The organism is Mogibacterium kristiansenii (assembly GCF_029224645.1).
Taxonomy (GTDB): domain Bacteria; phylum Bacillota; class Clostridia; order Peptostreptococcales; family Anaerovoracaceae; genus Mogibacterium_A; species Mogibacterium_A kristiansenii.
On the sequence record NZ_JAQXUZ010000023.1, the window covers coordinates 13,816 to 28,014 of the forward strand.

Annotated in this window: 14 protein-coding genes; 4 read left to right on the plus strand and 10 right to left on the minus strand. The window is 52.2% G+C overall.

Annotated elements, in window-relative coordinates:
- The first annotated feature begins 25 nt into the window (after nucleotides 1-25).
- On the plus strand, nucleotides 26-1,024 hold the full coding sequence (locus PUE40_RS07035; protein ID WP_277672334.1) for a biotin--[acetyl-CoA-carboxylase] ligase: 999 nt from the start codon (nucleotides 26-28) through the stop codon (nucleotides 1,022-1,024).
- On the opposite strand, the gene pdxR is transcribed toward PUE40_RS07035, so the two are convergent.
- Nucleotides 1,019-2,461: a MocR-like pyridoxine biosynthesis transcription factor PdxR gene (gene pdxR, locus PUE40_RS07040; protein WP_154554631.1), complete on the minus strand. Its 1,443-nt coding sequence runs from the start codon at nucleotides 2,459-2,461 to the stop codon at nucleotides 1,019-1,021. The two genes, PUE40_RS07035 and pdxR, sit on opposite strands and share 6 nt — an antisense overlap.
- A gap of 128 nt (nucleotides 2,462-2,589) precedes the next feature.
- On the opposite strand from pdxR, the gene PUE40_RS07045 reads away from it, so the two are divergent.
- On the plus strand, nucleotides 2,590-3,147 hold the full coding sequence (locus tag PUE40_RS07045; protein ID WP_277672335.1) for an ECF transporter S component: 558 nt from the start codon (nucleotides 2,590-2,592) through the stop codon (nucleotides 3,145-3,147).
- Between the two features lie 309 nt (nucleotides 3,148-3,456).
- Here PUE40_RS07045 and PUE40_RS07050 read toward each other — a convergent pair whose 3' ends face one another.
- Complete coding sequence (locus tag PUE40_RS07050) at nucleotides 3,457-4,494, minus strand: FAD:protein FMN transferase (RefSeq protein WP_277672336.1); 1,038 nt, start codon at nucleotides 4,492-4,494, stop codon at nucleotides 3,457-3,459.
- Nucleotides 4,495-4,545: 51 nt separating this feature from the next.
- Between PUE40_RS07050 and PUE40_RS07055 the strand changes: the two genes are divergently transcribed.
- On the plus strand, nucleotides 4,546-4,923 hold the full coding sequence (locus PUE40_RS07055; protein ID WP_154554634.1) for a NusG domain II-containing protein: 378 nt from the start codon (nucleotides 4,546-4,548) through the stop codon (nucleotides 4,921-4,923).
- Complete coding sequence (locus PUE40_RS07060; RefSeq protein WP_154554635.1) at nucleotides 4,907-5,446, plus strand: Gx transporter family protein; 540 nt, start codon at nucleotides 4,907-4,909, stop codon at nucleotides 5,444-5,446. Before PUE40_RS07055 ends, PUE40_RS07060 begins: the two co-directional genes overlap by 17 nt.
- 401 nt (nucleotides 5,447-5,847) lie before the next feature.
- Here PUE40_RS07060 and PUE40_RS07065 read toward each other — a convergent pair whose 3' ends face one another.
- The 8 genes from PUE40_RS07065 to ribD all read right to left on the minus strand — a co-directional run bounded on the left by PUE40_RS07065 (nucleotide 5,848) and on the right by ribD (nucleotide 14,080).
- On the minus strand, nucleotides 5,848-6,048 hold the full coding sequence (locus tag PUE40_RS07065) for a P-loop NTPase family protein (protein WP_277672337.1): 201 nt from the start codon (nucleotides 6,046-6,048) through the stop codon (nucleotides 5,848-5,850).
- Complete coding sequence (locus PUE40_RS07070) at nucleotides 6,049-7,218, minus strand: hypothetical protein (protein WP_277672338.1); 1,170 nt, start codon at nucleotides 7,216-7,218, stop codon at nucleotides 6,049-6,051. It abuts the gene before it with no gap.
- A 465-nt stretch (nucleotides 7,219-7,683) separates the two neighbouring features.
- The gene (locus tag PUE40_RS07075) at nucleotides 7,684-8,160 is read right to left on the minus strand and encodes a lactococcin 972 family bacteriocin (RefSeq protein WP_277672339.1); all 477 of its coding nucleotides are present in this window, start codon (nucleotides 8,158-8,160) and stop codon (nucleotides 7,684-7,686) included.
- Nucleotides 8,161-9,772: 1,612 nt separating this feature from the next.
- On the minus strand, nucleotides 9,773-10,438 hold the full coding sequence (locus PUE40_RS07080; protein WP_154554639.1) for an HAD family hydrolase: 666 nt from the start codon (nucleotides 10,436-10,438) through the stop codon (nucleotides 9,773-9,775).
- A gap of 10 nt (nucleotides 10,439-10,448) precedes the next feature.
- The gene (ribH, locus tag PUE40_RS07085) at nucleotides 10,449-10,925 is read right to left on the minus strand and encodes a 6,7-dimethyl-8-ribityllumazine synthase (RefSeq protein WP_154554640.1); all 477 of its coding nucleotides are present in this window, start codon (nucleotides 10,923-10,925) and stop codon (nucleotides 10,449-10,451) included.
- A 107-nt stretch (nucleotides 10,926-11,032) separates the two neighbouring features.
- Nucleotides 11,033-12,250 carry a bifunctional 3,4-dihydroxy-2-butanone-4-phosphate synthase/GTP cyclohydrolase II gene (locus PUE40_RS07090; protein ID WP_330636988.1) on the minus strand — a complete coding sequence of 406 codons (1,218 nt, stop codon included), beginning with the start codon at nucleotides 12,248-12,250 and terminating at the stop codon, nucleotides 11,033-11,035.
- A 67-nt stretch (nucleotides 12,251-12,317) separates the two neighbouring features.
- A complete protein-coding gene (gene ribE / locus PUE40_RS07095; protein WP_277672340.1) occupies nucleotides 12,318-12,968 on the minus strand; it encodes a riboflavin synthase in 651 nt (216 codons plus the stop codon).
- Entirely contained in the window at nucleotides 12,953-14,080 is a 1,128-nt protein-coding gene (gene ribD, locus PUE40_RS07100; RefSeq protein ID WP_154554643.1) for a bifunctional diaminohydroxyphosphoribosylaminopyrimidine deaminase/5-amino-6-(5-phosphoribosylamino)uracil reductase RibD, read from the minus strand. Before ribD ends, ribE begins: the two co-directional genes overlap by 16 nt.
- Nucleotides 14,081-14,199: the final 119 nt, after the last annotated feature.

Genomic DNA, 14,199 nt, shown 5'->3' on the forward strand with positions numbered 1-14,199 from the left:
AGAACACATCAAGGAGGAATCAACCATGAATTCGTCAATTTCAACCCGTAAAAAAATTCTCGCATATCTCGCAGACGCCCGGACCCAGGGGGTACCGGTTTCCGGTGCCGCATTGGCTTCCGCTCTCGGAATTTCTCGAAATGCCGTATGGAAGGCCATCCACACCCTTCAGGAGGAAGGATACGATATTCAGAGCATTCAGAGCAAGGGATATATCCTGTCCTCATCCACCGATATTCTTTCCGAAGAACTCATTCAGGGAGACCTTTCCGCATCCGGAATTCCGGAGAACCAACTGCTCTTGCAGGTGCTGGACTCCGTGGATTCCACCAACAATTACTGCCGCACCCTGGATTACGGAGACCCCGCCACCGCCATTCTGGCGGACCGGCAGACCGGCGGCCGAGGGCGATACGGCCGGACTTTTGAATCCCCGAAGGGTACCGGAATCTACCTCACCTATTCCTTCCGGCCTTATTTTCCTCTTTCTCAGGTCACCCATGTCACCTCCATCGCGGCGGTGCTCACTCACCGGGTGCTGGAAAAAATCAGCGGGGAAAAGCTGGGCATCAAATGGGTTAACGATATCTATAAAGGAAATCTGAAAATCTGCGGCATCCTGACAGAGGGACTGGGCAGCTTGGAAAGCGGCAACTTCGAACGGGTCATCGTGGGCATCGGCATCAACTGCCTGAAGGACAGTTTCCCACCGGAACTGGCGGGGAAAGCCGGATCCCTTACGGAATCTGAACATCCTTCTTTTACCCGGAACCAAATCGCCGCCGTGTTGATTGCCGAACTCCACCGGGCGCTGAACGAACAATCCCATCTGGATACTTCTCGGTATCTGGAGGAGTATCGGAAGAATTGTTTTATCATCGGACGAAATGTTACGGTTTCCGAAACCGGAAAGGAACCGTACACCGCCTATGTGGAAGGGGTGGATTCGGAGTTTCGTCTGCAGGTGAAGACCCCGGAGGAGCACCGCCTCCTTTCCGGCGGGGAAGTTTCCCTGAAATTATAGGGACTGCAATTTCCGGCGTTCGTATACCGCCAGGACTTTGCTCATATTATTTACGAACATTTTGATCAGAAGACGGAGCAGAGCGTCGGACACGCGGTAGAAGTAGAAGACCACCACCTGCTCTTTTTCTGTGCACAGATCCTGAACCGGCCGCATGGTGAGACCCAGCTTGTGGGCCGTCTGGCACACTTCTTCCACCGGGATGTCCGCGTGAATCCGAAGCATGATGGCCAGTCCGGATTTGGAATCGATGGGCTCGATGAAATCCGCCTTGGCCTGGGCGAACATCTTCATGGTGGTTTCCAACTTGCCCGCGTTCATGCGGCGGCACCGTTTGATGTTCCGGGAGTAATATCCCTCCTCCATGTAGATGGCCAGGCACAGCTGTTCCGCTTTGGAGCAGGTCTGGCTGTACCGATCTTTAATCTTTTCGAAAATCTTCGCCAGCTCTTTCGGCAGCACCATGTAGCTGATTTTAATCGCCGCAAAAAGTGTGGATGAGAAGGAGCCCAGATAGATGACCCTTCCGCTCTGGTCCAAGCCCTTCAGGGCCGGAACCGGCTTTCCGAAATAGCGAAGCTCGCTGTCGTAGTCGTCCTCCAGAATGTAGCTGTCGTTGTCCACCGCCCACTTAATCAGTTCGTAGCGGCGGGCAACCGGCATTACCACGCCCGTCGGGAACTGGTTGGACGGATTCACGTATACCAAGCTCTTCATATTGGTCGGCAGCTTCTCCACCATGATTCCTTCTTCATCGATTGGAATCCGGGAAATGTTCAGTCCCTCATCTCGGAAAATTTCCCGAACGGGACCGTATCCCGGCATCTCCGTTGCAGCGTGGGCCACGTTTAATTCCCGCAGAATCCGGATCAACTGAACCGCCAGCTGCTGAGAGCCGGCGCCGATGACAATCTGATTGGAACTGCATTTCACGCCCCGGCGCGCGTACAGGTATTTGGCGATTTCGTACCGAAGAGCCTGTTCTCCCTGCACGTCGCCCTGGGTCTGCAGCATGTTGGAATGCTCGTTGAACACCTTGTTCATGCACTTCTTCCATTTGGAGAATTCGAAGCTCTCTTCGTCGTAAATCAGGGATTTGTCCCGCACGTTCTTGGAATCGTCCATGGGAAGGATGCTTTCCAAGGACTCCTCTTTGAACTCCGTTTTCAGATCGCTCACCACCTCGGCGATATGGTCGCTCACGTAATAGCCGGATTTCGGACGGCTCTCGATGTAGCCTTCCACCAGAAGCTGGTTGTATGCGGTCTCCACCGTAGTCACGCTGATGGCATTATCCTTTGCAAAACGACGCAGCGACGGAATCTTGGTGCCCGGTGAAATCTCGCCGGAAAGAATCCGTTCTTTAAACTGATTATAAATCTGTACGTATAGATTGATCTCCAAACTGTCATCTAAGTTCAGTACAATATCCTTCATTTCCCCTCTTATCTCCTATCTGTTCATATTAAAAAATGCTAAATTGCATATTTTTCAAATTACACAACAATGTTATTATATATCTATTGTTTTAGTAAATCAATAAAATATCACAAGGGGGATTACTTATGAATACAAACGAACGAATGAATTCCACATCCTTGCTGGTGCTGACGGCACTGATTACCGCCATGGGCACCATCGCCACCATGTTCTTCAAAGTTCCGGTGGGCACCGGTTACATCCATCTGGGTGACACCATGGTCTTGCTGGCTGCCATGCTTCTGCCGAGAAAACATGCCATCTTCGCCGGTTCGGTGGGCCTCTGCCTGGCGGATATCCTCAGCGGATATGCGGTATGGGCACCGTGGTCGTTCTTTATCAAGCTGGTGATGGTGGTAATCATGCAGAAGGCGCTGGCCACCGCTATGGAAAAAAGCGATAACAACCGCCACATCCTGGGTGTTCCGGTTCCGGAAATGATTGGATTTGTTGTTGCCGCCGTGTGGACCGTTGCCGGATACTACATCGCCGAAGGCATCATCTACGGAAACTGGACCGCTCCGATGCTGGGCGTTCCGTTCAACGCGCTTCAGGTTGCAGTGGGTGCCGTTCTGGCCGTTCTGATTTCTCAGATGCTGGGCCGTACCGGATTCGCCGCATCCTTCAGCTATCACAGAAAATAGTTGATTCTTCACGAATATTTACGGGATAGTTATTAAGCTATCCCGTTTTTTGTTGGGTTTCCGCCGGCAGGACGTGGTGCTTCACTCCCCGCTAACCCTTATTCCTTCGTCGCCGGGCACCACGGCTTCCGGACTCGACGGAGTTTCGACAATGAAAGAAACAGGCAAACAATAACTGAATGATAAATTCGGTTATTACCTGCCTGTTTCTTTTGTGTTTGGAGCTGTCTTATTTGTTGTTAATGCGACAGTCCCCTTATTGTTGTATCAAAATCTCCAAGAAAAAGTAGAAAGTCCCTTTGGAGTGGGCTATTCTGCCTCGAAATCCATTCCCTCAGTGGTGGATGTTTTGTTATCTTTTCCGTAGAATGCGGCTTCGATGCCCTTCTGGCTGTCGATGAATTTCTTGGCTGCTTTGGTACCTTTCATGAGGCAAATGGTGCTCATGGCGTCGGTGTCCATGGAGGAATTCTTCACGGTAACCAGACTTACCGCCTCCAGATCCGTATCCACCGGATATCCGGTCTTCGGGCTGAGGATGTGGTGATAGCGCTTTCCCTTGTATTCGAACTGGCGCTCGTAGATGCCGGATGTAACCACCGTTCCCTCACCGATGTGGGTGCGGCCGATGATTTCCTGACGATCGGAGAACGGCTTCTCAATGCCGATGGTGTACTTCGAGCCGTCCGGTTTCGTGCCGACGGTAACAATATTGCCTCCCAGGTTGATGACCGCGGAGGTCACGCCTTCTTTCTTCAGCACCTTGCGCATCTCATCTCCCACGTATCCCTTAGCGATGCCGCCCAGATCGATTTTTGCTTCCGGGTCCAGCAGGCGGATTCGATTTCCGTCCACCTCCACGTTTCGATAGTCCACGTGCCGGAGCGCCTCCTGCAGCTTGGCTTCATCCGGCAGCTTCGGCTTGTCCGCATGGAAATCCCAGAGGTCCGTCACCCTTCCGATAGTGATGTCGAAAGCACCGCCGGACAGCTTGCCGTAACGGAGACCTTCTTTTATGACGGTTGCCGCATCCTTTCCCACCATCACCCAGGCACCGCCGGAACGGTTCACCTTGGTCACATCGCTGGAGTCGGTCTTGTTGCTCAGCAACTTGTCCAGCTCGCGGCAGCGGTCGTAGGCTTTCGTGATGGCCGCATTGGCCTTGTCTTCGTCCAGGCCGCCGTCGATCTGATAGACCGAAACGCTGCAGGTGGTATCCAGAAAATAATTATCCCGGGTGACCGGTTCAATATCCGAGTTACTATTGCATCCGGTCTGTGTTATAATAATTAGGAGTGTGGCCAGAAGCGCCACGCCTTTCATTTTTTTTACGATATAATGGGTCACGGGTTATCCTTTCTGTTGCCTTTATATAAATAATAATTACGAAGGAGTTCTATGTTCAAAGGAATCATACGCAAAGCGGATATCCTTCTGGCCGGAGTGCTCATCCTGACGGGGGTGGCGGCATCTCTATGGATTTCGCAATTCGATACGTCCGGAAGCCGGGTCATCATAAAAACAGACGGCAAGGTATACGGCAGTTATTCCATTTCCGAGGACCGCACCGTTACGGTGAAGCAGGGGAAGAAAACCAACACGGTTCGAATTCACAACGGGGAGGTTTCCGTTACCCACGCAAGCTGTCACAACCAGGTATGCGTCAAGCATAAGGCCATTCATACCACCGGGGAGAGCATCATCTGCCTGCCGAACAAAATGGTGGTTCAGATTCAGGGAAAAGGAGGCGATGAATACGATGCCATTTCCAGCTAAATCAAAAGGAACAACGTCTCGCCGCACCGCCGATTCCCGAACCGGCAACGTAGCCACCATCGCTCTGCTGGCCGCACTGGCGCTGATATTTTCCTACGTGGAAGCTATTATACCATATAATCCGGGTGTCCCGGGCATTAAACTTGGAATTGCCAACATCGTCGCACTGGTAGCGCTGTATCAACTTTCCGCGAAACATGCCGCAGCGGTAAACGTCATTCGAATTCTCATCGCCGGTCTTCTTTTCAACGGTGTCTTCGGCGCCCTCTATTCTCTGGGCGGTGCAGCCATTAGCCTTCTTGGAATGGTTGCCCTGAAGAAGACCGACCAATTCAGCATCGCCGGAATCAGCATGGCCGGAGGCGTGCTGCACAACATGGGGCAGCTTCTGGTGGCCGCCCTTCTGCTTCAGGACAGTCAAATTTTCCTGTATTTTCCGGTGCTTCTATTCTCCGGAATGATTGCGGGCATCGTCATCGGCCTGGGTGCGGCAGTAATCTGCCGCCGACTGGAACACCTTTAGATAAGTGGGTTTACACAGTTTATGCTCGCCCGTATTATATTTTTTAGTTGTTAAACACAATTATTTAAAATTTATAATGGGTATATTTAGGATTTTTGTTGACTTATCCAATGGAATGTTTCATAATACTAATTGTAATTCACCAATTACTCGTGCTTTTCGATTGAGACAGGTCTTTTTTTCTTCTCCTTTACCTTACCTGTTTCCTGTTTCGATCTTAGATAAAAGTAACAGCACATGACATTACAGAAAGAGCCTGCAGCAACGGGATATGCTGCAGGCTCTTTTATTTTTTTATTCCGTTCACATCGGTCCCTTGCGAAATCCTCGATATGAAAGGACGACAGTCGGAACCAGAAAAAAATCTGAATTCAGCCGGCAATCGATAAATTGATTTTTGTCTATTTCACGGTCATTTTTTCCACCAACGCAAAGTTCTGAAACATATACGCGATTTTATATCTTCGCAATCTCTCGCTTTTCCCGTAAATGCAAATAAAGTCCCCCGGACAGATTTCCATATTGATTCCGTCCATAATTTTTCTGCTGCCATAAGCTTTCTCGATGTCCTTTAATATGATTTGCGCTGAATTTTCATGCATTTAGCAGCCCTCCTTCAGTCTCTCCCCGATATTATTCTTGCTGCGTCCCAGCTTTATGATTTCACCGATAAACATCCCGAAACCAATCCCGTACGCAATCCCGCTTGTGAAAAGTCTCTTCCTGTGAACGCTCATGAACCCATATCCCAGCAGATACGACACATCCAGCCTTCTCCCGTGGTGGTACAAATACGATTCCACATCGATTTTTACGACGAATGCGATAATCAACAGCAACAGCATAAAAGCAATCGCGTTTACGGCCGCCTCTGTCCGTATTTCTCCAATCTGAAACATCACATCGTCGTACACGCTGCTGATCCATAAAACATATGGATCGGCCTGCGTTTGAGCAATTATGCGTTTCAGCTCGCCGTACGCATTGGCGGAATTCTTTACATGGGGATGGAAGTATCCGTTTACCAGGGACGGCAGCTTTATGCTTCCGGTCGGTTTCAGTCTGACTCCGTTCACCAGGATGAGCGTGTAATCTTGAAGCCGTGCCTCTTCCAAACGCATGGAAGAATCACAGGTCATAAAACTCTGGTCATCTTTTATTGGCACGAGTTTTACGGCTGAGGCTTTTTTCTTGTTCGATTCATCTCGCTGTGTTTCTTTCATCTTTTCGATATCGTCTTCTGTCGGTTTGCTTTTCTCCGGGTACAGAATCAGCCATTCATCGTCGCGAAGGGTTGGAATGTTTAGTTTCTTATCATCCGGTGCCGCCCAGACCGCCAGGTATACGCTCTTCGTCGCCGAAAGGAAGCCGCGCACCGTTTGCAGCTGCATGACATACATCAGCGCTCCGCTGATGATCGGAACCGCAATCAGCAGCGGCGGAATCACCAATCTTGCGGCTTTGGTTGCTGCGAAATGGGTGATCTTCCAGCCGATCAGCCCGGCAACGGCGAGCTCTTTCGTCAGCTGCCCATTGTATATCGCATAGCAGAAGAAAATTGCAGCGACCATAATTGCCGGAATGGTTAGATATAAAAACAGTTGGTTTTCAGTTGTATCGCTAGCTACAGTTTCCGAAGAATCTACGGTTGCCTGCACTCCCATGTTCTCGTCACCGGTCAGTTCTTTCAGAAACGCTTCCGTATCTTCTTTCGTCCCGCGAAAATAGTAATCGCCGTTAAAGTTATTGCTGTTGATTTTCGAAAACGGCAATAGGCTTACTTCCTTCGAAGTGAGGAATGTCGCCCCCTTCGCATTCTTGAATTCGTTCGTCCCGTGAATATTTCTTTGAAAAGAAATATTCGGAAATGCCTTTTCAAACCATGCCGCTTCGTTTAAATAGACAAATCTCGAAGTCTGTTGCCTTTCATTCCGCTGATTCCGTGGAATACGCCGAACCTTAATAAAACTCATGTTATGCTTTTAAGCCAGTTCCTGCCGCTTTGTCCTATTGTTTTGCGTCCGTGCCGGTGATGAAATAATGTTGATTGTGGTATCAAACTCATTCGTAAAGGTCTTCAGAAACATATCATCTTGGTTGTATGAAACCCCAAAGGCGACGGTTACGATGAGAATCACCAGCATTGTCTGTATTATCTTTTTCATGTGTCGCTACCATTTAACTTAGGGCTCCGCAAAAAATGCCGAGCCCCAGATCCTCTATTGTTCAACGGATTGTTACTTCACATCCGCCCATGCTTTGTTTCCGGTTTTCGCTTTCTCCCAAGATGCGGCTGCCTGCTTTCCTTTTCCGACCCATCCGGAGTAGGAATACTTGCCACCCGCTCCTTTTACGGTCGTTTTATGTGTCTTCTTAGAGTGGTTATATTTGGACCACACGTGTTTCGAGTTCACACCGTGCCTCCACTTTCCGCCATAAAAATCCTTCCATCCGCTGTCATAGGACCCCTCTCTTGCAAGATTCTCACTGTCAATGGTCACTTCGTAACCGAGTCCTTCTACATAGGTGCACCCCAACGTGTCGCTTGCCGGGTTATCCAAATCCACTTCATATCCGAGTTCCGGATCGTACAGCATATCCTGTGGCGGTACATCCGACGATGACACATCCTGCGGCGCATCCGCAAATACCCCCACCGAGGCCATCAGCATTAACCCACTTACCATCGTTACCGTAATAATTTTCTTAAACATATCTTCCCCCTTGTTTTCACATTGATTACGAACCGGTTCTATAAGGTTTAACGAATGAGATGCAAAAAGGATAGTCTAAAAATAAAAAATTGCAGATTTTTTCTCCGCCGCCGGCAGAGGACGCCCGGCGCCCGGCGCGGACTTGGTGCACGAAAAACCGCTAGCCCTTGTGCTTCCGTTTCCTTTGCACCAAGTTCTCGAGGGGATTCCGCCGGCGCCCGGCGCGGACTTGGTGCACGAAATGCCGCTAGCCCTTGTTATTCCGTTTCCTTTGCACCAAGTTTCCGAGTGGATTTCGCCGGCGCCCGATACGGACTTGGTGCACGAAAAGCCGCTACCCCTTGTTCTTCCGTTTCCTTTGCACCAAGTTCCCGAGGAAATTCCGTCGGCGCCCGATGCGGACTTGGTGCACGAAAAACCGCTATCTCTTGTTATTCCGTTTCTTTTGCACCAAGTTCCCGAGGAAATTCCGCCGGCGCCCGGCGCGGACTTGGTGCACGAAATGCCGCTAGCCCTTGTTATTCCGTTTCCTTTGCACCAAGTTCTCGTGAGGATTTCGCAGGCGCCCGGCGCGAACTTGGTGCTCAATTTGTAAAAGTCTCCACTACTGTGAATACATTGTAAAAGCGGTCTCTAATTCGGGCTGCTTTCAAGAAATCGGTAGAAATTGACGACGAACCCCTCCTCCCCACGCTTCCGTCGTCAATTTCCCCGCGTCCGCTTGGTAGATTAGAGTTAAATGCCCAAAGGAGGGGGTAGGATAAAGTCTTGGAATCAGAAAATCTGGGTTGTAAGAAGTGATTTCAGGCCTGGGTTCGACTTTCATTAGTGCTCCATACGTGAAGAAATTATTAGATTGACGACAGTTTGTCCGAAACAAAGGGACTGTCGTCAATTTCCGGGGATGCAGAATGCAGATTAGAGCAGGAGGCATGAGGAGTAGATTAGAATTGACGACGAACAGCGGAAATGTGTGAGTTCGTCGTCAATTCTTTTCCATTTGAAATAATAATGATGGGGACTGCTGCACGAAGAGCGGGGGAACCTTTTGTGCAGCAGTTTTTAGACAAGCACAGCCGGGCCGTGTTGGCGTTCCCTTCCCCGTTGCGCCTTATTTCTTCGTCGGGTCACGCCAACGCGGTCCCACTTTTCCCGGGCGGACGTCGCCTTTGTTGGCGTCTCCCTCCCCGCTACGCCTTATCCCTTCGCCTCGCCACGCCAACACCATCCGGATTTTCCCGGGCGGACGTCGCCTTTGTTTGCGCCGCCCTCCCCGCTACGCCTTATTCCTCCGTCAGGCCACGCAAACACGACCGGAAATTTCCCGGGCGGACGCCGCCTTTGTTGGCGTCCCCCTCCCCGCTGCGCCTTGTTTCTTCGCCTCGCCACGCCAACACCGTCCGCTTTTTTCCGGGCGGACGCCGCCTTTGTTGGTGTCCCCCTCCCCGCTACGCCTTATTCCTCCGCCTCGTCACGCCAACACGACCGGAAATATCCTGACATGTTGGCGTATTGGGGTGCTCGAAAATAAAAAAGCGGGATAGTCTCCAATAACTATCCCGCAAGTATTCGCAAAGTGCTCCTTGTCCCTCAAGTATTCGCGAAGCGCTTCTTATTCCCAATTCCACTGCGCCAGTACCTCGGGAAGTTCCCGGATATCCGAAAGCAGGGCGTCCGCGCCCTCCAGCTCTTCTCGGGTTCCGAATCCGTATTCGCATCCCACAAATGGGATGTGGTGAACCACCGATACCTGTCGATCCGAGGCACGGTCTCCCACCATGCAGAAGCCTCCCGGGAATTTCTTGCGAATCTCCGGGAAGATTTCCTCTTTGGGGCAGAAGCCGTAGGCACCGCTGCAGTAAAAGCCTTCCATCCGGCGGTCCAGCCGGAAATGCTCTCGCTGGGCTTCCATGTAGGGAACCTTGCAGTTGGACAGAATCACCGAATGGTATCCGGACTCCGCCAGCTGCCGCAGGACCTCCGGCACGCCGGGGTACAGTCTGGCTCGGCCCGCCCGGATTTTCCGAATCATCTGTTCGCCGGTTTGCCGAGAACATTCTTCCTTAATTTCCGCCGGAAGCGACGGCATGAAATCGTTCCACATATCCCGGGCATTCACCCCCAGATATCTCGCCAGCCGGTCGTCCGATTGATCTGCCGGCACGGAATACCCCTGTTCCTCTAACCACGAAAGGGTTTGGCGAAGGGCGGCACCGTACAGCGCTTTCGTATCGTGCAGGGTGCCGTCCCAATCGAAAATAACCGTTTGGATTTTCATGGCTTTCGAATTAGCCCCGGATCACTTTTTCCAGGTTCACCATCTCGATTGCGGAAAGCGCGCAGTCATAGCCCTTGTTTCCGGCCTTGGATCCGGCTCTTTCGATGGCCTGCTCGATGTTCTCGGTGGTGATGATGCCAAAGAGTACCGGAACACCGGACTTCAGGCTCACCTGTGCGATGCCCTTCGCGGACTCGTTGGTAACCAGCTCATAGTGAGAAGTGGCACCGCGGATAACCGCACCGACACAGATTACCGCATCGTATTTACCGGATTCCGCCATCTTCTGTGCCATCAGCGGAACTTCGAATGCGCCCGGTACCCAAGCCGCATCGATATTGCTCTCCTCCACGCCGTGACGAACCAGGCCGTCCACCGCACCGTCCAACAGCTTCTGTACGATAAAGCTGTTGAAACGGGAAGCGATAATGCCTACCTTCATTCCTTCCGGTGCAACGACTTTTCCTTCTAACAGATTAATTGCCATTTCTTTTTCCTCCTACTTTTATCCGTGCCGTCTTCGACACCCTTTGCAATTTGTTTTTGTATTTTCCCCGGACGCGTCGGGGCGCCCGAATTTGTTTTTACCGAAAATTACTTATCGAACTTGATCTGCTCGAACACGTGGCCCATTTTGTCCTTCTTGGTGCGGAGATAGAACTCGTCGTATTTTCCCGGCTGAATCTCGATTGGCACCCGCTGGGTAATCTTGAAGTCGAAACCTTCCAGACCGTAGATTTTGCTCGGGTTGTTGGTCATGAGGCGGATGGATTTCACGCCCAGGTCCTGCAGCATCTGCGCACCGGACCAGTACTCCCGCAGATCCGGCTCAAAACCCAGTTCCACGTTGGCTTCCACCGTGTCTCGACCGTGTTCCTGCAGCTCGTACGCCTTCAGCTTGTTGATCAGGCCAATGCCCCGGCCTTCCTGGCGCATGTACAGAATCACGCCTCGGCCCTCTTCCTGAACCATTTTCATCGCGGTATGCAGCTGATCGCCGCAATCGCATCGGGCGGACCCGAACACATCGCCGGTAAGGCATTCCGAGTGCACCCGGCACAGCACGTCCTCGCCGTCCCGGATGTCGCCGCACACCAGCGCCACATGGTGTTCGCCGGTGATGTCGTTCACATATCCCTTAATCCGGAATTCGCCGTACACGGTTGGCAGCTTGGCGTTTGCCACGCAGTTCATGTGCTTCTCGTAACGGCGGATGTAGTCCTGCAGGTCTTTGATGGTGATAAAACAAATATCATATTCTTCCGACATCTTCTGGAGTTCCGGCGCCCGCATCATGGTGCCGTCTTCTCTCATCACCTCGCAGCAAAGGCCCACTTCTTTCAGTCCGGCCAGTCTCATCAGGTCCACCGTCGCTTCAGTATGTCCGTTCCGAACCAGCACACCGCCGTGACGTGCCACCAGCGGGAACACGTGTCCCGGTCTTCTCAAATCGTTCGGCTGAGTCTCTGGATCCGTCAGCATCCGGCAGGTATACCCTCTCTCCTCTGCGGAGATTCCGGTGGTGGTATTTACGTGGTCGATGGATACGGTAAAAGCAGTGCAATGGTTGTCGGTATTTTCCGATACCATCTGCGGCAGGTTCAGTCGGTGGGCGAAATCCACCGACATCGGCGTGCAAATCAGGCCTTTGGCATGGGTCGCCATGAAGTTCACGTTCTCCGTGGTAGCGTGCTCCGCCGCACAGATCAGATCTCCTTCATTCTCCCGATCCGGATCGTCGGTGCAGAGAATCAGTTTTCCGGCTCTCAGCGCCTCCAGCGCTTCTTCCACTGTGTTGTATTTAAAACTCATTGCAATAGTCCTCCCTTGCTTTTTTGTTTGCTTTATTTCACGGACGAATCGCCCGCCTTTCCCTATTCTAAAATCCGTTTTCCGCCAGGAATTCCCAGGTCACTTTGCTTTCCGGGGCTTCTTCCGGTGCCGGATTCGTCAGCAACCGCTGTACGTATTTCCCAATAATATCGTTTTCCAGATTCACCACATCTCCGGCCTTCTTTCCCAGAAGGATGGTTTCGCTTCCGGTGTGGGGAATGATGGATACTTGGAAACTGTCCGAGTCCAGGGTGGCCACCGTCAGGCTGATACCGTCGATGGTGATGGATCCCTTCTCCACGATCAGGCGCAGGATTTCCGGCGTGGTTCCGATTCGAACCCAGACCGCATTTCCTTCCTTGCGCTGTTCCACAATCCGACCGGTTCCGTCGATATGCCCGGATACCAGGTGACCGCCGAACCGTCCGTCCGCCGCCATGGCTCTCTCCAGGTCCACGGGATCCCCCGGTTTCAGCTGACCCAGATTGGTGCGCCGCAGGGTTTCCGGCATCACATCCGCAGTAAAACCATCTCCCGTCATTTGGGTGACGGTCAGACACACCCCGTTTACCGCAATGCTGTCTCCCAGCTGCGTGCCTTCCAGTACCTTGGATGCCTGCAGGTGAATCTCTCCGGATTGGCTTCCCATGCGAACGCCCTGCATGGTTCCCACTTCTTCTACTATTCCGGTGAACATTCCGTCTCTCCTTCCACATCGTATTCCAGCAGCATGTCGTTCAGCAGCACGGTAATCTTAGCCAGCCGCAGCTTTGCGCATTCCTGCGGAAGGCGGATGCCCGACCCTTCCACCGGTGTCTTGGCATCCTCGCCGCCAAAGATTTTCGGTGCAATGTACGCGTATACGTGATGAACGATATGTGCTTTTAGGACGGCTTCATTGACCGTGCCTCCCCCTTCTATCAGGACGGAGTCGATCTTCTCTTCTCCCAGCCGCTGCATGAGCACGTTCAAATCCGGATGGCCGTTCTTCTCCGGAAGGGTCCAGACCTTGGCCCCGGCTTCTTCCAGCTTCTGAATTCGGTTTGTCCCTTCTTCCCGGTCCCGGGTGCTCTCATTGCACACGATCAGCAGCGGATACTCCTTCGCACTGCGAACCAGCCGGCTGCCCATTGGAATCCGCAGGTGGCTGTCCAGAATAATCCGCAGCGGCTGATGGGCTCCGTCGATTCGGCAGTTCAGCATCGGGTCGTCCGCCAGCACCGTGCCGATGCCCGCCAGGATTCCCGCATATCGGCCGCGCAGCTGATGCACGTGATTCCGGGCCGCTTCCCCCGTAATCCATTTGGAGGCGCCGGTTCGAGTCGCGATTTTTCCATCCAGCGTCATGGCAAATTTCAGAACGACGTACGGCGTCTTGGTGGTGATGTAGTGGAAAAACACCGGATTCAAGGCATCGCAGGCCTCTCGCATGTAGTCCTCCACCACGTTGATTCCGTGCTCCCGAAGAATCCGAGCCCCTTTGCCCGCCACCTTCGGATTCGGATCTCGAGATCCGATAACCACCTTGGCGATTTTCTTTTCGATGATAATCTCCGTGCAAGGCGGCGTCTTTCCGTAATGGCAGCAAGGCTCCAGCGTCACGTACAGAGTTGCGCCCGCCGGATCTTCAGTGCAGGCCGCCAGCGCATTTCGCTCCGCGTGAAGTTCTCCGTATTTCCGATGATATCCCTCACCGATCACTCGACCGTTCTTCACCACCACTGCGCCTACCAACGGGTTGGGAGCCGTCCAGCCCACCCCTTGCTTCGCCAGTTCAATGGCTCGTTTCATGAATTGTTCTTCTGCCATAGCCGTCCCTCTTTTCTCAAAAACCATATAAAGCCCCGCATCCCTATCGACACGAGGCTTTCTTCTCCCAATCAGTCAAATATATAAACCCCGGAACCATCGTCCCGGGGTCGCATGCT